This window comes from Pseudomonas danubii (genome assembly GCF_042980055.1).
GTDB lineage: Bacteria > Pseudomonadota > Gammaproteobacteria > Pseudomonadales > Pseudomonadaceae > Aquipseudomonas > Aquipseudomonas danubii.
Map to the genome: position 1 here is coordinate 2004267 of NZ_CP116502.1, position 21966 is coordinate 2026232.

Annotated in this window: 20 protein-coding genes; 6 read left to right on the forward strand and 14 right to left on the reverse strand. The window is 63.2% G+C overall.

What is annotated here, in order from left to right; translation table 11 throughout:
• Positions 1-24 precede the first annotated feature (24 nt).
• Positions 25-2043, forward strand: a complete 2019-nt coding sequence (locus tag PFZ56_RS09295) for a pilus assembly protein TadG-related protein (protein WP_170001551.1) — start codon at positions 25-27, stop codon at positions 2041-2043.
• Here the strand turns inward: PFZ56_RS09295 and PFZ56_RS09300 are convergent.
• On the reverse strand, positions 2028-4790 hold the full coding sequence (locus tag PFZ56_RS09300; RefSeq protein WP_110650862.1) for an ATP-binding protein: 2763 nt from the start codon (positions 4788-4790) through the stop codon (positions 2028-2030). The two genes, PFZ56_RS09295 and PFZ56_RS09300, sit on opposite strands and share 16 nt — an antisense overlap.
• The gene (locus PFZ56_RS09305) at positions 4787-5224 is read right to left on the reverse strand and encodes a TadE/TadG family type IV pilus assembly protein (RefSeq protein WP_110595487.1); all 438 of its coding nucleotides are present in this window, start codon (positions 5222-5224) and stop codon (positions 4787-4789) included. Before PFZ56_RS09305 ends, PFZ56_RS09300 begins: the two co-directional genes overlap by 4 nt.
• 74 nt (positions 5225-5298) lie before the next feature.
• Here PFZ56_RS09305 and PFZ56_RS09310 point away from each other — a divergent pair, with 74 nt between their 5' ends.
• Both PFZ56_RS09310 and PFZ56_RS09315 read left to right on the forward strand, forming a co-directional pair.
• Entirely contained in the window at positions 5299-5769 is a 471-nt protein-coding gene (locus tag PFZ56_RS09310; protein WP_110595488.1) for a prepilin peptidase, read from the forward strand.
• Between the two features lie 126 nt (positions 5770-5895).
• On the forward strand, positions 5896-6684 hold the full coding sequence (locus PFZ56_RS09315) for a response regulator transcription factor (RefSeq protein WP_110595489.1): 789 nt from the start codon (positions 5896-5898) through the stop codon (positions 6682-6684).
• A gap of 56 nt (positions 6685-6740) precedes the next feature.
• Here PFZ56_RS09315 and PFZ56_RS09320 read toward each other — a convergent pair whose 3' ends face one another.
• From PFZ56_RS09320 to cpaB, 8 genes are read right to left on the reverse strand one after another with little or no spacing between them, the layout of a single operon-like run.
• Positions 6741-7007, reverse strand: a complete 267-nt coding sequence (locus tag PFZ56_RS09320) for a DUF3613 domain-containing protein (protein WP_110650856.1) — start codon at positions 7005-7007, stop codon at positions 6741-6743.
• A 1-nt stretch (position 7008) separates the two neighbouring features.
• Positions 7009-7743, reverse strand: coding sequence for a tetratricopeptide repeat protein (locus PFZ56_RS09325; RefSeq protein WP_110595490.1), 735 nt, complete (start codon positions 7741-7743; stop codon positions 7009-7011).
• A gap of 10 nt (positions 7744-7753) precedes the next feature.
• A complete protein-coding gene (locus tag PFZ56_RS09330) occupies positions 7754-8638 on the reverse strand; it encodes a type II secretion system F family protein (RefSeq protein WP_102863012.1) in 885 nt (294 codons plus the stop codon).
• Between the two features lies 1 nt (position 8639).
• The gene (locus PFZ56_RS09335) at positions 8640-9521 is read right to left on the reverse strand and encodes a type II secretion system F family protein (RefSeq protein ID WP_170001550.1); all 882 of its coding nucleotides are present in this window, start codon (positions 9519-9521) and stop codon (positions 8640-8642) included.
• Between the two features lie 16 nt (positions 9522-9537).
• Positions 9538-10818, reverse strand: a complete 1281-nt coding sequence (locus PFZ56_RS09340; RefSeq protein ID WP_102863014.1) for a CpaF family protein — start codon at positions 10816-10818, stop codon at positions 9538-9540.
• Positions 10815-12002: a pilus assembly protein gene (locus PFZ56_RS09345; RefSeq protein ID WP_110595493.1), complete on the reverse strand. Its 1188-nt coding sequence runs from the start codon at positions 12000-12002 to the stop codon at positions 10815-10817. Before PFZ56_RS09345 ends, PFZ56_RS09340 begins: the two co-directional genes overlap by 4 nt.
• Entirely contained in the window at positions 11999-13252 is a 1254-nt protein-coding gene (locus tag PFZ56_RS09350; protein WP_110595494.1) for a type II and III secretion system protein family protein, read from the reverse strand. Before PFZ56_RS09350 ends, PFZ56_RS09345 begins: the two co-directional genes overlap by 4 nt.
• Positions 13253-13271: 19 nt before the next feature.
• The gene (cpaB, locus tag PFZ56_RS09355) at positions 13272-14207 is read right to left on the reverse strand and encodes a Flp pilus assembly protein CpaB (protein WP_170001549.1); all 936 of its coding nucleotides are present in this window, start codon (positions 14205-14207) and stop codon (positions 13272-13274) included.
• A 329-nt stretch (positions 14208-14536) separates the two neighbouring features.
• Between cpaB and PFZ56_RS09360 the strand changes: the two genes are divergently transcribed.
• Both PFZ56_RS09360 and PFZ56_RS09365 read left to right on the forward strand, forming a co-directional pair.
• Positions 14537-14743, forward strand: coding sequence for a Flp family type IVb pilin (locus tag PFZ56_RS09360; protein ID WP_102881931.1), 207 nt, complete (start codon positions 14537-14539; stop codon positions 14741-14743).
• A gap of 187 nt (positions 14744-14930) precedes the next feature.
• Positions 14931-15344, forward strand: a complete 414-nt coding sequence (locus PFZ56_RS09365) for a response regulator (protein ID WP_110595495.1) — start codon at positions 14931-14933, stop codon at positions 15342-15344.
• 74 nt (positions 15345-15418) lie between these two features.
• Here PFZ56_RS09365 and PFZ56_RS09370 read toward each other — a convergent pair whose 3' ends face one another.
• Positions 15419-17095 carry a ShlB/FhaC/HecB family hemolysin secretion/activation protein gene (locus PFZ56_RS09370; RefSeq protein ID WP_170001548.1) on the reverse strand — a complete coding sequence of 559 codons (1677 nt, stop codon included), beginning with the start codon at positions 17093-17095 and terminating at the stop codon, positions 15419-15421.
• Between the two features lie 192 nt (positions 17096-17287).
• Complete coding sequence (locus PFZ56_RS09375) at positions 17288-18787, reverse strand: collagen-like triple helix repeat-containing protein (protein ID WP_170001547.1); 1500 nt, start codon at positions 18785-18787, stop codon at positions 17288-17290.
• Between the two features lie 420 nt (positions 18788-19207).
• On the opposite strand from PFZ56_RS09375, the gene PFZ56_RS09380 reads away from it, so the two are divergent.
• Positions 19208-19657: a DMT family transporter gene (locus PFZ56_RS09380; protein ID WP_102863022.1), complete on the forward strand. Its 450-nt coding sequence runs from the start codon at positions 19208-19210 to the stop codon at positions 19655-19657.
• Between the two features lie 7 nt (positions 19658-19664).
• Here the strand turns inward: PFZ56_RS09380 and PFZ56_RS09385 are convergent, their stop codons facing one another.
• Positions 19665-20519, reverse strand: coding sequence for a MaoC family dehydratase (locus tag PFZ56_RS09385; protein ID WP_102881926.1), 855 nt, complete (start codon positions 20517-20519; stop codon positions 19665-19667).
• Between the two features lie 2 nt (positions 20520-20521).
• Positions 20522-21874: a 3-oxoacyl-ACP reductase gene (locus PFZ56_RS09390; RefSeq protein ID WP_123391182.1), complete on the reverse strand. Its 1353-nt coding sequence runs from the start codon at positions 21872-21874 to the stop codon at positions 20522-20524.
• Positions 21875-21966: the final 92 nt, after the last annotated feature.

Genomic DNA, 21966 nt, shown 5'->3' on the forward strand with positions numbered 1-21966 from the left:
GCGAGCCGGTAAAGGAGTGCCCCGATGTCTCCTCTGAAGCGGTTTACCGGCCCGGCCCGTCAACGTGGCGCCATTGGCCTGATGGCGGCAACGACCCTGGGCCTGGCGCTGTTGCTGATGCTGCTGGTGGTGGACAGCGGCCGGCTCTACATGGAGCAGCGCAAGTTGCAGCGGGTAGCGGATAACGCGGCGCTGGAAGCCGTCAGCCGTGGCGGCAATTGCCTGGCCGGCCTGACGGCCGCCACCTATGTCGGGCAGAGTGCAGTGCGCAATGGCTTTGTCGTCGCCGCCGGCAATACCCTGACCACCAACTGCGGCTTCCTGAGCACCGGAGCCGACGGTTTGCGTACCTTCAATGCCAACCCGGCGCAGTCGGCGGCTGTGCAGGTAATCGCCACTAATACCGTCCCCATTAGTGTGGCCTCGGGTGTTGCTGCGCTGTTCTCGCCAGACCCGATCAACCTCACCACGCAGCTCACGGCCACAGCCGTTGCGGCTGCACCAACGCCGCCGCTGGCGCAACTGAGCATTCGCAGCACCATCGCCACGGTCAACAGCGCCAACTCAGCGTTGCTCAATGCCCTGGTGGGCAACATGCTCGGCGGCAGCGTGAACATCAGTGCCGTGGGCTGGAATGGCCTGCTCAACAGCGATATCAATTTGCTGAGCTACCTCGACCAACTGGCCATCGACCTGGGCGTCGCCGCCGGCAACTACACCCAGTTGCTCAACACCCAGGCGAGCCTGACCCAACTGATCCAGACTGCCGCCACCGTGGTCCAGGCCAATGGTGCTACCGCCGACATACTGGCGGCCCTGGGGAGCCTGCAGGCGGCGGTGAGTGCTCAGATACCGCAGCTGGAACTGGGGGACATCCTGAAACTGCAGACCGGTGCCGTGTCCACCGCGCTGGATGCCAACGTGCAGCTGTTCCAACTGCTGCAAGCGATGGTTCAACTGGCCAACAGCAAGAGCGCGGTGGCGGCGGTAATACCGGCCAACCTGCTGGGCCTGGCCAGTGTGACGGTCAGGGTCAAGGTCATCGAGCCGCCGCAGTTCTCGGCGGTCGGTGACCCTCGGCTGGCCATCCTCGATCCGTTGGGGCCCAATCGCATCTATGTGAGCACAGCCCAGGTACGGACGCTGATTTCGGTCAACCTCACGGGCCTGTCCGGGGTGACCGGCCTGGCCAACGCCGTGCTGGGGCTGGTGGGTTCGCTGACGCCGACCCTCAACAGTGTCCTGAGCCTGGACCTGGCGGCCACCATCAACTCCGTGGGCTGCCTGCTGGGCGCCGGGTGCCAGCAAATCGACCCACAAGTGCTGCCTTCTCCGCGAATCGACATCAACCTGGAGTTGGGGGGCGCCAAGGCCTACGTCACCAACTACAGCTGTCCGACGGGCAACACCGGAACCAAAAGCCTCACGGCGTACAGCGAATCGTCCCTGGCCGACATCAAGGTCGGGCAGATTGATCCCAACACGACGTTCTCTTCCTCGACGCAACCTGTGGTGACGCCGCTGCCGATCATCGACCTGGGCATCTGGACCTGTCGCAAGATTCTCGGGATCGGCAGTTGCGGGCCGGCGCGCACAGCCTTCGCCGCCGGGGGCATCGGCATCAAGGTCGACGCTTCGCTGGGGCGCAGCCAGACCGGGCCGAACGTGGGGCGGGACCTGACTTACTCAAGCGGTGCGCCGGATTTTGCTGTCCCCCCGAACGTCAACCAGGCGCCGAGCTACCAGAACGCTGCCCCGACCAACAACCTCGTCAACAGCCTGTCGGGCACTATCTCCGGGATCAGCCTGCAGGTTTACCAGCCGGTCAGCGCCAACCTCCTGGGTTCGGTAGTGGCGGGCGCGGGGGGGCTGATCAATGGTGTCACCAGCCTGATCATGCCGCTGATCAGCAATCTGCTGAGCCCCTTGCTCGATCCGCTGTTGAACAACCTGCTGGCGGCATTGGGGGTCAGCCTGATGGACGTCCAGGTCGGTGCCAACCTCACCTGCGGGCAGACGGGCAGGGCCTATCTGGTGATCTGATCCGCCTGGACAATTGGCAGCTCGATGCAAAAGCGCGCGCCGTCCTGGCCGTTGCTGACACTCAGGCGACCGCCCATGTTCTGGACTATGCCGTAGCTCACCGACAGCCCGAGCCCGGTGCCGACGCCCACCGGCTTGGTGGTGAAGAAGGGTTCGAAAATCCGTTCCAGCAGCCGCGGGTCGATGCCACCGGCGTTGTCCTCGACCCACAGGCGCACCCACTGTTCGTCGCGCTGGCCATGTACGGCAATCCAGGGTTTGAAATCTTTCTGCTGCCCTTGCTTGCCCAGCAGGGCGTCCCGGGCATTCACCAAAAGGTTGATCAGCACCTGTTCCAACTGGTCGACAAAGCCCAGCACCTGAACCTCGAAACCCAGCTCGCTGATACGCAGTTCCAGCCCCTTGCCACGCATGCCCTCGGCCAGCAGCGACAGGGTCCCCTCGATGGCCTGGGCCGGATTGAAGGGCTGTTGCTCCACCTCCGAGCGCCGGCCGAATACCCGCATGTGGTCCACCACTCGAGCGGCCCGCTGGACCTGAGCGTCGATGCGATGGAGTTTTTCGGTCAGGTAGTCGACCTGGATATCGCCACTGTTCAGGCGCTTGAGCACATTGACGATGGCCATGCGCATCACGTTGAGCGGCTGGTTGATTTCATGGGCCAGGCCGGTGGCCATTTCCCCCAGGGTGGCCATTTTCGCGCTTTGCGTCAGTTGCTGCTGGGAACGCCGCACTTCGGTGTTGTCGCGGCCCACGGCCTGGATTTCCAGCAACTGTCCCTGTTCATCGAATACCCCACGATCCGACCAGACCCACCAGGCGTGTTCACGCCCTGGCAGTTGCAGGTTGATCTCGGCGGTGCTGACCGGAAACTCCGGGCTCAGCAACGTGAGCCGCCGTTCAAAACCCTCGCGCTGCTCGGCGGACAGCCACTGTCCGAGATTGCTCCCCGGCAGATCTTCGGCGGCGCACTCCAGGTAGGCCGCCAGCGGCCGGTTGCCGAAGGTCAGGGTCAGGTCCGGGCGGTAGCGGCAGATCATCGCCGGTGAGTCTTCCACCAGAATCCGGTAGCGCTCTTCGCTCTGGCGCACGTGCTCGGCGGCCAGGGTGGCTTCGGTGACGTCCAGCCACAGGCCAACCGCTTCCACCGGCAGGCCCAGGTCATTGCGCAGCAGCCGGGCTTCGTCCAGTACCCAGTGAAAGTTCCCCTGGCGATCCCGGAGTCGGTAGCGGGCATGGACATTGCCCTCACGCAGCAGTTGGCGACAGCGCTGGAAGTACAGGTCGCGGTCCTCGGGATGGACCCAGTCCGCCACGGCGCCTTCGTTGCAGTCTTCCAGGCTCCAGCCCAGCAGGGGTTGCAGGCTGGCGCTGAAAAAACTCGGTTGCAGGGCGCCTTCCAGGTAGCGCTGGACATAGATCACCGCCGGCGAGCTGGCGATCAGGTTATCCAGGCGGGCATGGGCGGCAGCGGCTTGTTGCTGTTGGTTCTTGATATCGCTGATATCCAGCATGAACCCCACCAGCCGTTGCTGTTCCCCTCGTCCCAGGGCCTGGCCCTGCAAACGGTACCAGCGCGTCGCTGCGCTCGGGTCAGCTTCGTGCAGGCGTACGCAGAGCAGCAGCGGCTTGCCCAGCTTCAGGGCCTGCAGGCGGCTGTTGAGTTCGGCGCGGTCGGCGGGGTGAATCAGTTCCAGCCAATCCTGGACGCTGAGTCTGTTGCTGTCGGCGGGCAGTTGCAGGCTGGCGGCCAGTGGCTTGGCCAGCAACACCTCGGCCGTGTCGGCGCGCAGCTCCCACCAACCGGTGCCCAGCAGCCCTTGCAGGGCTTCCAGGCGCTCCAGGTGCAGGTGATGACGCTGTTCCCGCAGGCGGCTGAGCAGTGGCCCGGCCAGGGCCGCAGTGAGCGCCAGCCAGTCGCGGTCCAGCAGGTTGGGCGCGTGTTGCTGTACGGCGTAACAGCCGCACAGCAGCCAGGCCGCGACGCCATGGTCGTCCCGGTAGGGCACCAGAAAACCTTCGCGATGACCGAAGATGCCCTGCAATCGCGGGTGTTCATTCAGGCCCTGGATTTGATTCAGATGCAGCGGTGTATTGCCGCTCAGGCTATCCAGGCCAGTCCCCAGGTCCTGGTCGTCATGCCACAACCGGGGCGAGTCATGGGCACTGTAGCAACTGTGGATGACCCAGCTTTGTTCCTGTTCGTCGAGCAAGGCCAGGCCCAGGCAGGGGATGTGCCAGTAGCGGGCCAGGTCGGCGAGCTGGTCGTGCAGCACATCCGGCAGGCGGGTCAGGTTGCACAGGCGGATCTGTTCGCTGATCTGCGCGGCGAAGATCTGGCATTGCTCGCGGCTCAGGGCCTGTTGGCGTTGCTGGATCAGGTCGCCGATGTCCAGCAGATGCAGCAACCATTGCGAGCCCCAGGGTTGGAGCCAGCCGCGCAGGTGCAAGGTCTTGCCACCCAGCCCGCGCAGGTCCAGGTCCAGCACTTGTCCGCTCCAGTCGGCGGGACGGCCTTCGAGGGCCAGGGTGCTGCCGGGCAGGATGTAGTCCAGCAGGTGCGGTGGTTCGGCGCTGGGGGGCAACTGGGCCAGCCCATGACGCAATGGCCCGCTGCTGGTGAGGACCCGGCCCTGGGGGTCGAGTACCAGTTGCAGGCCAACAGCCTGGGGCGGGACCCGGGACTCGTCGGCGGGGAGTGGCTGACGGCCCAGCAAGCGTCCAAGCAGCTTGTCACCAGAGGTCAAAATTGCACACTCGAGATGGCGCTCAGGTTGGTGGGCAGGTTGGGCACCGGGCCGACCACCGGTAATACCAGGCGCGGCAGTACCTGGGTGAGTTTCTGGGTGGGGTAGTCGATCCGTACTGTGAGTACGCCGTTGGCGTACACCGCGCTGTGGTCGGCGGCGGCGAAGTTGAAGGCCGGCGGAATCCAGTTGGTCTGGTTCTGCACCACCGTGTTGGCCAGGTCCTGCACCGTGGTGGCGTAGTCGTCGATATTGGGGTCGACCGCCACGGCCCGGCGCACCGCTTCAGCGGTCGCCTGGTTGAAGGATTGCATCAGCAGCAGCGGCAGGCTGTAGCTGACCAGGCCGTAAAACACCGCGAAGAAGATCACGAACACGGCGGCGAATTCGATCGCCACAGCACCTTTCTGCTTTCTAGGGAGGCCCGGTTTCATGAGTGCGTCTACCCTGACAACCACTATGTCCATTGAGCATAGGATCAATCCGGCAAAAGGAACCCTCTTCGGCGATGCATTTCTGGGTTTTGTGGATCTGGTTGGCAATCTGCGCGCTGCAGGATCTGCGTCAGCGGCAGATCGCCAACAGCTTGACTCTGGGCGTCGCGCTGCTGGCCGGCCTATACCTGTTGTGGACCGGCAGTACCTGGCTGGGGGCCAGTGCCGCACAGGGTGGTTGGGCATTGTTGCTGGCCCTGCTGTTCACTTTGCCCGGGTATGCCATGGGGCGGATGGGGGCGGGGGACGTCAAGTTGATGGCGGCCCTGGGGCTGCTCTGCGACCCAGAGCACTTACTGGGGGCCTTTATCGGCGCTGGGCTCTGCAGCCTGGTGTGGTTGCTGATCGCGCCCAGGCTCTGGTTTCAGCAGAAACAAGGGCTTGACCCCCAAGCGGGAGGGACCGGCAGGCGCTTGTCAAAAAAATACCCATTTGCCCCCTTTGTACTGGCTGGAATGGTCTTAACTGTGAGCGTGATCCATTAGTCGCCGGACTGATTAATGCGATGTACATAGTCGGAAAGTGGGTCTAGGTTTTTATGTGTAGCTGCCTGGATCATGCGAGGCAGGACAGGAGTGGCCAGTCGACGAATGGCCCGCACGGAGTAGCACGTGAACAAGCTCACCTCACAGATGAAAGTGCTCGTGGTCGATGATCAGCCACTGATTGTCGAAGAACTTTGCGAGTTTCTTGAAAGCAGTGGTTACCGTTGTGTTCCTTGCGAGTCCAGCCTCCAGGCGATGGAGTGCTTCAACAAGGACCCGGAAATCTCCCTGGTGCTCTGCGATCTGCACATGCCGGATATGGACGGCATCCAGCTGGTGCAGGAACTGCAGCGCCTGGCCGGCAAGCATCGGGTGTTCGAAGCCATCATGCTCACCGGGCAGGCGGACAAACAGGACGTGATCAAGGCCCTGCGCGCCGGCATTGCCGATTACTACCAGAAACCCATCGACCTGGACGAACTCCTCGAAGGCCTGCAGCGTCAGGAAGTCGCCTTGCAGGAGCGGCAGAAGAACCTGCACCTGGGGCACCTGAACCAGAAGCTGCAATTTCTTTCGGAGTCCATAGACGATCTCTACCAGGACCTGGACAAGGTCCGGCGTACCCCCGCCGCCAGTCGCAGCGAGGAGTCTCAGGGCGACAGCGCAGACGCTGATGCCATCGAGATTCCGGCCATCTTCAACCAGCTGTCGCCACGACAACTGGACGTGGCGCGACTGGTGGGCAAGGGGCAGACCAACTACCAGATCGCCTGTGAACTGGGGATCACCGAAAACACCGTAAAACTCTACGTTTCCCAGGTCCTGCGGCTGACCCACATGCACAACCGCACGCAACTGGCCCTGGCCTTGTCACCGAGCAATTCGGGGCTGCGCCAGCGGGTCACCGCCCACTGATAACGAGCAGTGCATGGCGGCGGTGATGAGCTTGCCGCCGCTCGATTCCCTCCTGGCTACTTGGTTTCCACCTTGCCACCGGCATCCGGGTCGTACAGGTCCGGAATTTCGTAGTGGTATTTTTTCAACCAGCGTTGCAACGCCAGCTCACGTTCCGTGGGGGTCGCCGACTGTGGCTGCGGCGAGGCGGCCAGGTTGCGGCTTTGCAACAGCAGCCAGCCTTCGGTCTCCTGCTGCTGGGGCGAGGCGGGGCCTGCATCGATGGCTTGGGCAGCCAGAGGGATCGTCAGCAGGGCGGTGCAGCAGAGCATGGGCAGTTTCATTTCAGCGCTCCTTGGACGGCGTGGCCTCGGGCTGCAGGGTCGTGGAACCCTTCGCCACCTGGGGCACGGAGGCCGTGGTTGTCGCGGGTTTCCCCAGCGCCTCGGCGCGGGCCTGGGCCTGGGAAAATTGCTGGGGATTCAGGTTGGCCTGGCTGACCACTTCGGCGGCCTGCTTCCAGTTGTCCTGATAAAGCAACAGGGTCACCAGGTTGATGGCCGCCAGCGGCTCGGACTGCTTGAGCTCGATGGCGGTGAGGAATTCGAAGCGTGCATCTTCGATGCGCAACTGGTTGAGGTAGACGACCCCCAGGTCGTTGCGGATTTTTTCATTGGTCGGTGCCAGTCGCGCCGCCCGTTGCAGGTGAGCCTGAGCCTGGCCGTTGTCCCCCCGGGCCGCCGCCAATTGGCCCAGGCCATGCTCGCCCTCGGCGGCTAGGCAGGAGCCCAGCAGGCTGCGGTACAGCGGCTCGGCCTCATTACGGCCCAGCAGGCGGTAGACCCGGGCCTTGCGCACCCGCACTTCGGCGAGGTTGTCCGGCAGGTTCTGCAGGTTGGCCAGGCTGGCGTGCAGCTTGCCGTCGTTGGCCATCTCATCGGCGAGGTTCACCGCCAGCTCCTGCTCTGAGCTGAGCTTGGCGCAACTGGCGGATTGGGTCAGGGCTGCCCACGGCACCTGGCCGTTGCTGGCGCATCCGCCGAGCAGCAACAAACTGGTGGCGACAATCATGGCTTTCATCAAATTCCCTCTAGGCAGCAAAGGCCCGGGCGATGGCGGTGAAGCCCGGCCCGGCCAGCACGATCAACAAGGCGGGGAAGAGAAACAGCATCATCACCACCGACATTTTGGCCGACATTTTCGATATGTATTCCTGCAGGCGAGTCAGGCGCCGGTCGTCGAGCAACTGCTTGAGGGCCTGCAGGGATTTCATCGCCCCGCCGCCTTGCAGTACCAGTTGCTGGAGAATCACACAGGTGTCGGTGAATTCGTCCACCGCCAGCAGGGTCGCGGTCTGGCTGAGCTCCTGGCCCAGCTCCAGGCCCGAATCGACCCGTGCCAGGATCAGGCGCAACTCGTGGGTCAGTTCCGGCAGCAGCTTCCCGGCTTCGTTGCTCAGGACCCGCAGAGCCTGCTCCACGGCCATGCCCGACTCGAACAGAATGCGCAGCAAGGGAATGAAGGTCGAAATCTCCAGGGCGATCTGTTTCTGCCGGCGGTGAGCGGCGTAGGCCAGGGCGCGCTTGGGCAGCAGATAACCGGCCCCGGCCGCCAGCATCGGTACCAGCCATTTGCTTTGCGCGTTGGGGAATGCCACTTCCTGGACAAAGATCACCAGGCACACCGCCAGCACCGGGGTCGCGATCTGGCTGGCGGCGAACAGCGAGCGCTGGCTGGCGCGACGCCAGCCCAGACGGTTGAGCAGGGTCTGGGTCTCGCTGTCCATGCTGACGGCGCGCTGGCCGAAGCGGCTGTCGCCCAACTGTCGCAGCCAACTGCCCAGGCGGTTGTCACGGGTCAGGTTGCCTTGCAGGCGCTGGGCAACCTGGCGCTCGCGCCGGCGTTGCTCCAGCACGCCGTTGCCAAGCAGCAGCAAGGCACCTAAAAACAGCATCGCAGCGGCCAGCAGAAGCATTTCAGATACTCCTCAACATGCGCCACAGGGCCAGGCAGCCGAAGATCTGCAAGCACACGGCAGTGATCAGCATTTTCTGTCCGGAAGGGTCGTGCCACATGCCCAGCATGTAGCCCGGGTTGGTGAGCATGAAGTAGCCCACCAGCAGCAGCGGCAGGGTTCCCAGGACCCAGGCGGTCATGCGGGTTTCGCCGGTCATCGCGCTCAGTTGCCGGGCCCCTTGTTCCCGCTCGCGAATCAGCTTGATCAGGTTTTCCAGGAGCTCGCTGGCGTTGCCGCCATATCGGTGATTGACCTTAAGGCCCAGGGCGAACATGCGTAACTCGTCCTGTTCGTAGAACTCGGCGAAATCGTTGACCGCGTCCGGCAGATTGACCCCCAGTTGCACGTTGCGCTGGATACGCCCCATGGCTTGTTTCAGCGGATCGTTACTGGCCTCGATGGCTCCCAGCACGGCGTCTGCCAGGGTGCGTCCGGACTTCAGGCTGCGCACGCTGTGATCCAGCAAGGGCGGCAGTTGCTCGATCATGCGTTTGAGCCGGCGCTGGTACAGCCAGGCGATATACAGCCGCAACAGCAGCGGTGGGCCGAAGAGGCAGCCCAGCAGTCCGAGCCAGTCCCCCAGCAGGTAGCCCAACAACATCAGCACAGCCCACACCGCCAGCCACAGGCCCAGGCGCTCACTGGGCTGGCCCAGGCCGGCGCGGGCAAAGGCGCGCTCCAGGCCGATCCATGGACTGCGTTGCGGGCTCAGCTCGGGTTGCCCTTCGGCCAGCCGGTTGAGCACTCGCTCACGCTCGGTCTTGCGCACACCGTGGTAGAACAGCCAGCCGGAAAGCCCCAGCAGAATCAGGCACATCAAGGTAAGCAGCAGGCCGATCATGGGCTACCTCGCCGGTTCAATTGACGCTCAGCCCGCTCTCGCGGCGCAGTTTGTCCCCCGCCGGGTGCAGCGCCTCGCGCAGGAAACCGAAGCCAAAGCCGCTGCGGCGATCCAGGCGGAACAGGGTGTTGGTGACATAGATGTCATCGCGAATGCCCACCACCTCCACCACTTCGCTGACGCAGCGCCGGCCATCGGGCAGGCGGGTCAACTGGATCACCACATCCAGGGCCGCGCAGATCATCTGCCGCAAGGTGCGCTCGGCGATCTGGCGACCGGTCAGGCCCACCAGGGTCTCCAGGCGCAACAGGGCATCCTGAGCGTTGTTGGCGTGTACCGTACTCATGGAACCATCGTGGCCGGTGTTCATCGCGGTCAGTACATCCAGTACTTCCACGCCGCGGATCTCACCGAGGATGATCCGATCCGGGCGCATCCGCAGGGCGTTGCGTATCAGGTCGCTGGCCTTGACCTCGCCATGGCCTTCGGCATTGGGCGGGCGGGTTTCCAGACGCACCACATGGGGGTGCCCCAGTTGCAGTTCGGCCACGTCTTCGATGGTCACCAGCCGTTCGTGGGGATTGATCAACTGGCTGAGGATGTTCAGCAGGGTGGTCTTGCCGGTACCGGTGCCGCCGCTGATCAGGATGTTGCAGCGTTTGCCCACGGCCTCCTGGAGGAACTCGAAGATCGCCAGGTCGATGGTCTGCATGGCGATCAGGTCGCTGCTCTTGAGCATGTCCTTGCGAAATTTACGAATCGACAGGCAGGGGCCGTCCAGGGCGATGGGAGGAATGATGGCGTTGACCCGGCTGCCGTCCGGCAGGCGCGCATCGACCATCGGCGAGGACTCGTCGAGGCGTCGGCCCAAGGGGGCAAGGATCCGTTGCATGACCCGCTCAACGTGGTGGGCGTCGATGAAACGCAGGTCGCTCTGGTGCAGCACGCCGTCGCGCTCGACGAATACCCGGTGCGGGCCGTTGACCAGGATCTCGGTCACCGCCGGATCGCGCAGCAGCACTTCCAGGGGGCCGAAGCCGGTCAGCTCATCGACGATTTCCTCCGCCAGCCGTTCCATTTCGTAGCGGGAAATCGCCAGGTGCATGCGCGCGATGTACTCCGCCACTTTGTCGGTGACGAACTGCGAGAGGTTCTGCCGGGAGCTTTCCAGCAGGTTTTTCCCCGAGTCTTCGATGGCATCGATGATGTAGCGATGCAGCACCAGCTTCAGGCCTTCGTGATCGCTATTGCCCGGTGCCGGACGAGCCGGGGCGCCAAAGAGTTTTTCGCCGCTCATCTGCCCCCCATGATTCTGTTGAGCCAGCCGGCCTTGGGCTTGGTCAGGCCTTCGGAGCGCTTGGCCAGGCGTTCGCCCAAGGTGCGAATGCTTTGGGTCAGGCTCTCCCGGGGGGCCATTTCAAACAGGGTGACTCCCTGGTTCTTGGCGTTCAGGCGCACCTCCGGGCTGTAGGCCAGCACCGCGATCACTTCCAGGCCGAAAGTCTTGCCCAGGGTTTCGGAATCCGGAGTGACGGCGCGCAGGTAGCGGTCCACCAGCAAGCGTGCGTGCTCCAGTTTCATGCCCTTTTCGCGCCAGTGATTGAGGACCGCCAGGTTGCGCCGGCAGTCGAGGACATTCTGGTCGGTGCACCAGATCAGCTTGTCGCAATGACTGACGAAGGTCCGCAGAGCCTCGCTGTCGGGCTGGCCAACAAGGTTCACCACGATGTGCTGGAAGTGCTGGCGCAAGGCGCTGAGCAACATGTACAGCTCGGCGGCACTGGTGTGTTCCAGGGGCTCGTCGTGACTGGCGTAGGCGAGGATGCGCAAGCCGGCTTCAGTGCTGGTGAAGGCGCTGTCGATCAGGGTGGTATCCAGGCGCCGCAGGTGGCGCAGGGCATCGCCGAAGTGGAACGAACTTTCCAGCCCCAACAGTGCCAGGCTGTCGCCACGGGGCAGGCCGAGGTCCAGCAGCAGAGTCTGCTGGCCACTCTTTTGCACCACCAGGGCCAGGTGCCCGGACAGGAGTGCGCCGTCGCTATCGGCTTGCGCGCCGTAGAGCACGGTCAGGCCGCCCATCTGGGTGTTGGGCGTCACTGCCGGCAGGCGTTTGCTCAAACGTCGGACCAGACCGGCAACTTCGCTGGAACGCGAGCCGTAGGCGACGAAGTCCCGGGCGCCGGCACGCATGGCGTTGAGGACCAACTGGTTGTCCATGCCATCGCCAAGGGCGACGATCGCCAGCATCGGCTTGGCTTCCAGGGCCCCTTCGATCAATGCGGCCTGGGCCACCACATGCTCGCGGTCGAGACCGACGAACACCAGGTTGGCGAAAGTCACGTCCACCAGCGCTAGCAACTCGTCGAGGCTGCCATCGGCCCCTACCACCTGGCCCAGGGGCGCCAGGGCGCCTTGCAGCCATTCAAGATCGGTGCTGTTGCGGGTGATGGCCAGGAACGTCTGGCTCATGTTCTGGCTCATTGCGATAGCCCGCTGCGCTTGTCGAAGTTGCCGTTCTCGAGGAAGAACATGCGATAGAAGTTCGGGTCGTAGCTGCGCAGGCGTTCACCGGGCAAGGCCGGCAGCTTGGCATCGGCGGCCAGGGGCTGGACCAGATGCGGAGTGACCACCATCAGCAGCTCGCGCTCTTCGCGATTGATCGTCGAGTCGCGGAAAAAGGCCCCCAGTACCGGGATGTCCCCCAACCCGGGAAACTTGCTCACCAGGGAACTGTTGCGGGTGCTGATCAGGCCGCTGATGACGAAGCTCTCGCCATCGGCCAGGGAGATGCTGGTGTCCGTGCGTCGTACGATCAGCGCCGGTACCACGGTCCCGGCGATGGTCACGCCGTTGCTGTAGTCCAGCTCACTGACCTCCGGCGCCACTTTCAGCGAAATGCGACCGCTGTCGACAATGGTGGGGGTCAGGGTCAGGCGGATACCGAATTCCTTGTATTCGATGGTCACGCTGTTGCTAGCGGTGCTGGGTACCGGAATAGGGATTTCGCCACCGGCCAGGAAGCTTGCGCTCTGGCCGCTGAGGGCCACCAGGGAGGGCCGGGCCAGGGTGTAGGCGAAGCCGCTGCCTTCCAGGGCGTTGATCAGGGTCAGTACCCGGCCGTTGCCGAAGCCGATGTTGAAGGTGCCGTTGTCCAGGGGGATGTTGGTCCGCCGGCCACCGAAGGTCGGGGTGACGCTGCCGGCGGTGCCGGTGGTGACGGGAGCGGTGCCAGGGGAGCCGAACAGGAAGTTGTTTCCGCGGCCGAAGATCGAGGCACTGGCCTCCTTGAGCTTGGTGCGGCTGACCTCGACGAAGCGGATGTCGGTCTGTACCTGGCTGGGCAGCAACGGATCGTCGCTGATTGGCAAGCGGCTGGCGGTCATGTCGGCAGTGGCCCGGCCGCGGACGAACACCATGCTCTGGCGTGGAGTGCTTGAGCAGGAGGTCCAGACCATCAGGCTGGTGGCGCCGGGAGCCATGCCGGTGAGCAGAAAGGCCTTGTTGCCGTTGGCGTGGACATCGGCGACTTTCGGATCGCCTACTGCCAAGCGAGTGATGACCACCGGGGACTGCAGCTCCTGTTGCAAACCTTCGCCGACTTCCAGCACGGCCGGCAACGGCGCCAGGCTCGAGCAGCCCGACATTGGCGCGGCCAGGGCCGGGTTCCAGAGCCATTGGCCCAGACTCAGCGTCAGCAGTGTGGTGAACAGCGGCATGGAACGACTGCGCATGTCATGCATCCTTGCTCGATCAGGGGGTTTGTTGAGAGACCTGGTTGCCCCGGATGACCTCCACCGCCGAGCGTGGTCCGCCACCTTGGGCGAGCGGGCTACGGGGAGCTTTGCCGAGGGCCAGTTGAGTGAACTGGAACAGGTTGCTGTTGGCTGCATCGAGGTGGCCGGTGGCGTCCTCATTGCCGGCCCAGTAGTGGGCCAGGCGCTGCTCATCGCTGCTGCGCACGGCCAGTCGCAGCACGCCGACCTGGGTGGCGAGCATCAACCGGCTCAAGAGCTGCTCGGGTACGGCCAGAACCACCGTGCGGGCGGCGATCCGGCGCTGGTCCTGCTTGAGCTTCTCCTCGCGGGTCACCGCTGGGGCGGCGGGCTGTCCGTCATTGGTCAGTCCCAGTTGCTCGCCCACTGCCAGTACCCGCATGGCGGGCACGGCGATCTGTGCCGATTGCTGTGGATTGGTCGTGTCCTGACGCAGGAACAACAGCACGTCGACATAGTCCCCGGGGCTCAGTTGCCCGGCGGCGCCGATGACTTCATCCACCGCTACCGCCAGGGCTCGCTCATCGCTGCGAATCATTCGTGCCAGGGTGCCACCGGTCTCGAAGCTCTGGGCGTTGAGCCAGGTGCCGGCACTCAGTTGTCGCCAGGGCGTACGGCCCACCGCCTGATCAATGGCACTGAGGCTGCCGGCAGGCGCGGTGCGCAGTTTTTCCAGCGCCAGATCCGCGGCGGTGAGCGGAACGAAAGGTGGCACATCGCGCACCAGTACCACCACGGGTTGGCGGGTCTGGTCTTCGGCATTGCTGGTGACTTGTTCGACGACGCGGGGGGCCACCGGTTGAGCCGGTGGTGCCGGTTCGGGTTGATGGCTGAGGACCAGGCCCCAGTAACCGAAAAACACCGCACCCAGCAGCAGAAGTCCAGCCAGACCCATGGTGACGCGACTGTTCATGAAGGCTCTCCCTATCCTGCTGCACCACCAGCCCGTGATTCCAAACGAGTTAATTTCGCAATCAGGCAGCTATGAACATGCAACTATTTCGCTATGTGAAGGTAGTAGAGCTAGGACGAAATGCCATTAAGTCGTCGAAAAATAGCTAACAAAAGTATGAGTTGATTCAATGGGGCGAGTTTTTTGGCGCCAACCATCCGATTAATACTTTGTGATTAATCAGTTCTTACAGTTGCTGGTCCGGGCTTTGTTGACAATGCTCAGGTGGCACCGGGGAATTTTGCCCAGTGCTGTTCCAGTGGCGCCGTCTGGCGCAAAGGAGAGCTAGGATGATTCTTCAATATTTGTTGCTCAGGGCGCGCCTGTTTTTTGACCGCACCGAAGGCGCATCCGCGATCGAGTACGCGATTGTCGTAGCGATGGTGGCAGTGGTGGTCGTAGCGTTCGTTACCCCTCTGGGTGATCGTGTACTGGCCATCTTCAACAACATCCTGACCAGCCTTGGAGGCGACGCCGTCACCCGGCCTGAGCCTTGATCAGCGGAGTGGCCCAGGTGAGCAGCCGCTGGGCAGCGCTTTCGACAGACCTTCAAGCTACCCCCGGTTCCGTGCAGGCCTTCGGTTTTCTAGAACCGAAGGCCTGTTTGCGGTTACGCCACCGGTAGCCTGATGTTCGATGGCTGCGTTCAACCACGGGCGTGACGCTCACTCCAGGGTACTGTCCATGACCTCCCCTCAACCCACACGTCAGCAATTGTTGCTGGTGGACGACGAAGAAGATGCGCTGATGGAACTCGCCGAGCTGCTGGAAGGCGAGGGCTTTTGCTGCTTTACCGCCACCTCGGTGAAATGTGCTCTGGAACACCTCACCCAGCATCCGGATATTGCTCTGGTGATCACGGACCTGCGCATGCCGGAAGAGGGTGGCCTGTCGCTGATCAAGCGTCTGCGCGAGCACACCTCGCGCCAGCACTTGCCGGTGATCGTCATGTCGGGGCACGCCGACATGGATGACGTCAGTGACCTGTTGCGTCTGCAGGTCCTGGATCTGTTCCGCAAGCCGATCTATTACGTGCGCCTGCTGGAAACCCTCAATAATCTGTTTCCCCAACCCCGGCTGCATATCGTCGGTCCCTGACCTTCAGGCTTGCTCGGTCTTTTTTACCGGCAAAAAAAGACCTGCTGGGGAGCAGGTCAAAATCACCCAACTGTTCAGAGTTGATAGCTGAAACTCAAGGTATAGCGCGGACGGCGGTTGTAGGTGTCCAGGGCTTCATCGGACATGGGCTTGGCGGCCTCCAGGGCGATGTTGTAGTGCTTGGTGTCGCCGAAGCGCAGACCCACAGCCGCCGATGACAGGTTGCTGCCCTTGACCGGCAACTGGTTGAACCAGGTCTTGGAGCGGTCCAGCACGACATAGGGTTGCAGTACCCGGACCCAAGGACCCGCGCGATGGAAGCTGTAGTTCACCTCATAAGCCACACCCCAACCCTTGTCACCGGTGGCCTGGTCATCGGGATAACCCCGCGCGAAGTTCTGTCCGCCAAAACTGGCCCGTTCACTGTCTGGCAGATTGTCATCGCTCCAGTACAGGGCTGCGGAAAGCACCCCCTGCCAATTGTCGAAGAAACGGTCGCTCTGTACCCCCGCCACACGCAGGCGGAAGAAATCCAGATCGTAGAGTGCGTTGTTGGTCTTGGCTCCCATGCTGTCCAGGCCCTGGTAGAGACCGGCGCTGAGGATTCGCAGTTGGCGCGGATCGGATTTGCTCCAGTCGCTCTCCAGCGCCAGGGCGCGGATATCGGTTTTCTCTTCCAGGGTCAGGGGGGCGTTGTTCAGCCGATAGCGGGTCTTGTCGTTCACTGCATACAGGCGTGTACCGGCGGTGAGCATCTCATTGGGCGAGGCGATGAAGGGGTGGCTGACGCCGATGGAGAAACGGTCGTTTGCGCGATGGGACTCAAGCTCCAGGCCATTGCCCAATTGCACGTTGCTTCGCGGATCACTGCGGTAGCGCGCACCGTAGAGGTTCAACTGCGTGCCCTCGGAACCCAGCAACTGGCTGTAATCCAGGCGGTAGTAGTGCTCCTTGTCCTTGCCCGGGGGAAACAGTCCGCTGAGGCTCAGCTGTTCGCCCCAGGCCGTTTGCGAGCTGCTGGTAATACCCACTAGGGCCTGCAGACCGTTGCGATTGTCGTCGGTGCTGTTGAGGGTGGTGCTGATGGATTTACGGCTGGCCACGGCGACCAATTGGGTCGCACCGTCGGTGGTTCCCGGTGGTGGCACCACCGCTTGCAGGGTCACGCCCGGTACCCGGCTCATCAGAGTGGTATAGCGCTCGAAGGTCTTGCGGGTCAGTGGGCGTTCGGCCTTTAGCTTGCTCACCAGCTTGTCCAGATAGGTGGACACCGGACCGATGTCGCCCTGTAGCTGGTAGTCCCTGATATAGCCTTCCACCAGCACCACCCGCAGGACACCCTGGTTGAAGTTCTGCTGCGGCATGAAGGCGTAGGACAGCAGGTAGCCGTCGTTCTGGTAGCGTCGGGTGATCTCACGGGTGGCTTCGATCAATTGAGCGAAGCTGGTTTCATGGCCGATCAATGGCTGGTAGATCGCCGCCAACTGCTCAAGAGGGTAGACCGTGCCACCCTCGATCTGGACCTGACGCACCGTAACCTTGGTGCCCATCATCAGCGGCTGCTGCCCTTGGGGGGCGACGGGGTGCTCAGGCATCTGCAACTGCGGTGTAGCCGGGCGGTAGGCGTCCACCGGCAGGTTGGGTTGGGGCAGGTTGGTAATGCTGTCGTTACTGTTGAGAAAGCGCGGAAGGGAGTCGGCGTAAGCGGAGGTACAGCATCCAATCAACAACAAACTGGCCAACGTGCGCATAGGACACTCCATGGTCAAGCCGCAGCGATGCTAAAAGTCCTCATTCCATGCACCGTTCAAGGTCTGAGCCCTGATCAGGTGCTGGAGGGTGATGCTCTGGATAAACAAAAAGGCGAGAGATTCATCTGAACCTCTCGCCCTCAACCAAGCGTAGGCGCTGTAGGTGAGGCCGTCGAATCGGCCAGGTGCAAATTATTTCTTGCCGCCCAGGGCGCCGGTCAAACCACCCAGCACACCACCCAGGCCACCGTTGAGACCTGCTCCTGCAGAAGCGCTGCCGTTGGCGCTGGCTCCGACGCCGATCCCGGCCCCACCGAGCAGACCGCCGCTGGGGGCAGTGCCACCGTTGACCAGACCGCCGACCGAGGCCACGGTGCTGCCCACTGCGCCGAGGGTGCCGCCCAGGGCGCCGCCGACCTGATTGCCGCCTATGCCACCGGCAACAGTGGTACCCACATTGCTCACAGCCCCGCCCGCTTGGCCCAGCAGACCGCTGACCGCGCCACCCAGGCCGCTGGCTGCGCCTACTTGCTGGGTCAGGCCAGTGACGGAGCTGGTGATCGGATTCAACGCCGAACCCAGGTTTACGCCGACACTGGCCAGGGGCGCGGTGACCACCAGGTTGGGAGTGCCAGGGCCGCCCAGGGCTCCGCCCACCGAGGCGATCAGGCCGCCCACTGCACCGCCGGCGGCACTCACTGCGCTGACAGCGCCATTGGTGTTGCCGGTATTGATGCCGTTGCCGAGATTGGCCACTGCACCGCCTACGACTTCCAGCATGCCGGTGCCGCCCAGGCCAGTACCGCCACCGTTGCTGCCACCGCTTCCGGTGCCGCTCCCGGACTTGCCGACGTAGCCTCCTGCGCTGTTTACCGCGCCGCTGGCGTTGCTCAGGGCATTGCCCAACAGATCGGTCACAGGGTTGCCATCACCGCTATCGCTGACCTTCTCGCCGGTATCATCCACAGCATCGCTCACGCCTTTGATCAGTCCCTTGACTGGTGCGCCCAGGCCGGTGGTGCTGCCCACCTTGTCGGTCAGGCCTTCTGCCATGCTCACTACCGGTACCAGTACCCTGTCACCCACGCCATCGGTCAGGGTGCCGACCGGCCCGCTGCTGGTGACGGTACTCAAGGTGTTGCCCAGCATGGTTACCCGGGTGCCGACACCGCTGAGTACCGGGGCCACCCTGGTCACCACGCCACCGACGACCGGAACGCTTTGGGTGGTCGTCGCCAGTTGCCCGCTGAGATCCTTGACTCCGGTGCCCACATCGCCGACCACGTTGCCGACGGTGGCCGTAGTCTTGCTCAGGGCCTTGGGATCGCTGCCCAGTTTGCCAAGGCCATTGGTCAAGCCCTCACCAACGCTGTCCACCACATTGCCGGTAGTGCTGACGGCACTGCGGGCCAGGCCGCCGACCACTGGAACCGTTGCCAGAGAGTCGCCCAGGGCGCTGATGCCGTCGCCGACACCGCTCACGGTAGTACCCACGTCGGACGCCACGTCGGCGGTCACCAGGGTGCTGGGCGTGCCACCGGTTCCGCCATCGGTGCTGCCACCACCTGAGCTGGCAGGAGAACTGCTCGAACCACTCTTATGACCACCACCGCCGCCGCTGCAGCCCGCCAGGCTGAGGGTCAGGATCATCGCCAGTGCTGTACACGCTTTCCATCCGAATTGAGTTTTCATGAGAGGTATCCCTTGCACCTATTACAACGTTCGTTGTTTTCGATAGCTCTCCAGTTCTATTGCTGGAGATACCTTCGTCCGTTGTCTACATGAAAGGCGCGAGAGACTTTTTGAACAATTATGAACTTGGTATTAATGAGTTTTATTCTTGGTTTTCTACTGCTTTAAAAGTGACTAGTTTGAAAGTATTGTTTGTGAAGTTTGTGTTTTATAAGTTGTTATTAATCAATATCTTGTATCTCTGTCTGGAGCGACTGCTCGTGAGCTCTAAACGAAAGTTATATATATACAATTAATGGGTTCTATTTTGTTTTCTGCTCAAGAGAACGGCAGTTTTCTAAGATTCTGTTAATGGGTGTCGAGGACTTTCAAATCTGCGCTGGCCTATACTGCGCGGCCGAATTGCTGTTGGAGCCTGTGATGCCTAGTCCAATCTGGTGGCTGTTGTGCCTGCCGTTTTTCGCTGGGGCCTTTCTGGCCCTGCAAGCCGGAATCAATGGTCAGTTGGCCAAGCAGGTCGGTGGTGTGCTGGCCGCAGCACTGATTTCCTTTTTTGTCGGTACTGCAGCCTTGTTGATCCTGGTGTTGATGCAGCGTGAGATGCCCTCGTTGAGTGCCCTCAAGGGCCTGACCTGGTGGCACTGGTGTGGCGGCTTGCTGGGGGTCTTTTTCATTACCACCGCAGCTTTTGCCGGGCCACGGATCGGCGCCTTGCTGTTCATGGCTCTGGTGCTGGCGGGTCAGTTGAGCATGGCCCTGGCCCTGGACCACTTTGGTTGGGTGGGCTTTCGCGAGGCGCCGGTGAGCCTCGGCAAGATTGCCGGATTGCTGCTGATCGTCGCCGGTGTAGTGCTTATTCGCCGTGGTTGATGACGTCTCAGGCGATGGGCTGCCAGCGACCCTGCATATGTTGCAGATCGCCATTGCCCAGTAGCTGGAGTTCGCCACTGGACCCTGCAGCGCTGGCCAGCAAGCGGACGGTTCCGGGCAGCAGCACGGGCTTGATGAAATGCACCGACACTTCGATATTCGCGGCCGGCAGGTGCTCGCTCAGTGCCGCCAGGGTCATGGCCTTGTTCCACAGACCGTGGGCTATGGCCTGGGGAAAGCCAAACAGGCGGGCACTCCAGGCACTGAGGTGGATAGGGTTGTAGTCACCAGAGACCCTGGCGTAGCGCCGGCCGATATTGCTTTCGGCCTGCCAGCGGCTCACCTCGTTCAGGCCTTCGCCCAATGCTGGAAGCGGCGCGGCAGGTTCTCCGGGCAACTTGACTGTGCGACAGAGCATCTGGCTTTCGGCTTCCCAGAGCGGCCCCAGCAGATCGTCCACGGTGGTCACCAGATCGAACACCGCCCCCTTGGCGTGAGGTTGCAGGTTGTCCACCCGGACGCCGATGCGCACGCTACTGACGTTGCCCATGGGGCGCAACACTCGAATCCGGTTGGCCAGATGGACCAGCCCCAGCAACGGGAAGGGGAAGTTCTGGGCGGTCAGCAGCTGCATCTGCAGGGCGAAGGCCAGCACATGGGGATAGGTAGCGGGAAGCAGGCCGTTGTCGGCAAAACCGCAGACCTTGCGATAGGCCGCCAGCCGCTTGGGCTCCAGGCTGATCCAGCAGCGCAGGCCATCTTCGGGCAATTCGGTGCCATTGCTCCGCCGTCTCAGCGCCGCCTTGAGAAACAGCGGCGGCAAGAGCGCAGGCAGGTTCAGTTCATGCCAGTGCGTTGTCATCTTCAGGCTCCCAGGACACTTTGGCCACACACCCGCAAGGCTTGCCCGCTGACCGCGCCACTGCCCGGCTGGCCGAGCCAGGCCACGGCCTCGGCGACGTCCTGAGGCAGGCCGCCCTGGCCCAGGGAACTCATGCGGCGTCCGGCTTCGCGCAAGGCGAAGGGCACCTTGGCGGTCATCTGGGTCTCGATGAAGCCTGGCGCCACGGCGTTGATGCTGATGTCCCGGGCCTTGAGCAGCGGTGCCCAGGCCTGGGCCAGGCCGATCAGCCCGGCCTTGCTGGCGGCGTAGTTGGTCTGCCCGCGGTTGCCGGCAATGCCGCTGATGGAGGCCAACAGGATCACGCGTCCGTGATCGTGCAGCCGGCCGCTGTCCAGCAGGGCCTGGGTCAATACCTGCGGGGCGTTGAGGTTCACCGCCAGCACGGCGTCCCAGAACTCCGCGGTCATGTTGGCCAGGGTCTTGTCCCGGGTGATCCCGGCGTTGTGCACCAGAATGTCGATGCCCTCGGGCAGTTGTTCGAGCAACTGGGCCGGGGCGTCCTCGGCGCAGATATCCAGGCCGATGGCGCGTGCGCCGAGACGGGCCGCCAGAGCGTCCAGGTCGGCCTTGGCCTGGGGCACATCCAGCAACAGCACCTGGGCCCCGTCCCGGGCCAGGGTTTCGGCGATGGCCGCGCCAATGCCCCGGGCCGCGCCGGTGACCAGGGCCTTGCGCCCGGCCAGCGGCCGGCTCCAGTCCTGGACCTGACTGGCGCAGGGCTGCAAGTGGATCACCTGCCCGGAAACATAGGCGCTCTTGGGCGAGAGAAAGAATCGCAGGGCGCCTTCCAACTGCTCTTCGGCGCCCTCGGCCACGTACAGCAGTTGCAGGGTGGCGCCGTTGCGCAGCTCCTTGGCCAGGGAGCGACTGAAGCCTTCCAGGGCACGCTGGGCGCTGGCGGCAAAGGGCTCTGCCAGGGTGTGCGGAGCACGTCCGAGGATCAGCAGATGGGCGCTGGACTCAAGGCTGCGCAGCAGCGGCTGGAAGAACTCCCGCAGTTGCTTGAGCTGATCGGTATGCCGCAGTTCGCTGGCATCGAAGACCACGGCCTTGAGCTTGGGCCCATGGCCGGGAATCCAGGGCGTGGCCAGGGTTGGGTCGGTGCCGTAGCTGTAGACCGAATCGGTCAGGCGCGGTGCCAGGGCGCTCACCTGTTGGGCCATGGCGCCGCCACCGATCAACAGAGCGCCTTCGATGGGCCGCAGGCGGCCGGCCTGCCAGCGCTCCAGACGTACCGGTGACGGCAGGCCAAGGGCCCCGACCAGGCGCTGGCCGATGGACGAATTGGCGAAGTCGATATAACGGTCGGACATGGAACGCACTCCGCAGGCTGGGGTTCAAAGTGTGGACCACGAATGGCCCCGAGTCGTTCGATCTGCGAGAAGCCTCCTACGCTAGTGGGAGA

Excerpts from the sequence above, each read along its gene's own strand:
- PFZ56_RS09295 (WP_170001551.1), top strand. The coding sequence starts at position 25 with ATGTCTCCTCTGAAGCGGTTTACCGGCCCGGCCCGTCAACGTGGCGCC.
- PFZ56_RS09305 (WP_110595487.1), bottom strand. The coding sequence starts at position 5,224 with ATGAAACCGGGCCTCCCTAGAAAGCAGAAAGGTGCTGTGGCGATCGAA.
- PFZ56_RS09310 (WP_110595488.1), top strand. The coding sequence starts at position 5,299 with ATGCATTTCTGGGTTTTGTGGATCTGGTTGGCAATCTGCGCGCTGCAG.
- PFZ56_RS09320 (WP_110650856.1), bottom strand. The coding sequence starts at position 7,007 with ATGAAACTGCCCATGCTCTGCTGCACCGCCCTGCTGACGATCCCTCTG.
- PFZ56_RS09325 (WP_110595490.1), bottom strand. The coding sequence starts at position 7,743 with ATGAAAGCCATGATTGTCGCCACCAGTTTGTTGCTGCTCGGCGGATGC.
- PFZ56_RS09330 (WP_102863012.1), bottom strand. The coding sequence starts at position 8,638 with ATGCTTCTGCTGGCCGCTGCGATGCTGTTTTTAGGTGCCTTGCTGCTG.
- PFZ56_RS09335 (WP_170001550.1), bottom strand. The coding sequence starts at position 9,521 with ATGATCGGCCTGCTGCTTACCTTGATGTGCCTGATTCTGCTGGGGCTT.
- PFZ56_RS09340 (WP_102863014.1), bottom strand. The coding sequence starts at position 10,818 with ATGAGCGGCGAAAAACTCTTTGGCGCCCCGGCTCGTCCGGCACCGGGC.
- PFZ56_RS09345 (WP_110595493.1), bottom strand. The coding sequence starts at position 12,002 with ATGAGCCAGAACATGAGCCAGACGTTCCTGGCCATCACCCGCAACAGC.
- PFZ56_RS09350 (WP_110595494.1), bottom strand. The coding sequence starts at position 13,252 with ATGCGCAGTCGTTCCATGCCGCTGTTCACCACACTGCTGACGCTGAGT.
- cpaB (WP_170001549.1), bottom strand. The coding sequence starts at position 14,207 with ATGAACAGTCGCGTCACCATGGGTCTGGCTGGACTTCTGCTGCTGGGT.
- PFZ56_RS09360 (WP_102881931.1), top strand. The coding sequence starts at position 14,537 with ATGATTCTTCAATATTTGTTGCTCAGGGCGCGCCTGTTTTTTGACCGC.
- PFZ56_RS09365 (WP_110595495.1), top strand. The coding sequence starts at position 14,931 with ATGACCTCCCCTCAACCCACACGTCAGCAATTGTTGCTGGTGGACGAC.
- PFZ56_RS09370 (WP_170001548.1), bottom strand. The coding sequence starts at position 17,095 with ATGCGCACGTTGGCCAGTTTGTTGTTGATTGGATGCTGTACCTCCGCT.
- PFZ56_RS09375 (WP_170001547.1), bottom strand. The coding sequence starts at position 18,787 with ATGAAAACTCAATTCGGATGGAAAGCGTGTACAGCACTGGCGATGATC.
- PFZ56_RS09380 (WP_102863022.1), top strand. The coding sequence starts at position 19,208 with ATGCCTAGTCCAATCTGGTGGCTGTTGTGCCTGCCGTTTTTCGCTGGG.
- PFZ56_RS09385 (WP_102881926.1), bottom strand. The coding sequence starts at position 20,519 with ATGACAACGCACTGGCATGAACTGAACCTGCCTGCGCTCTTGCCGCCG.
- PFZ56_RS09390 (WP_123391182.1), bottom strand. The coding sequence starts at position 21,874 with ATGTCCGACCGTTATATCGACTTCGCCAATTCGTCCATCGGCCAGCGC.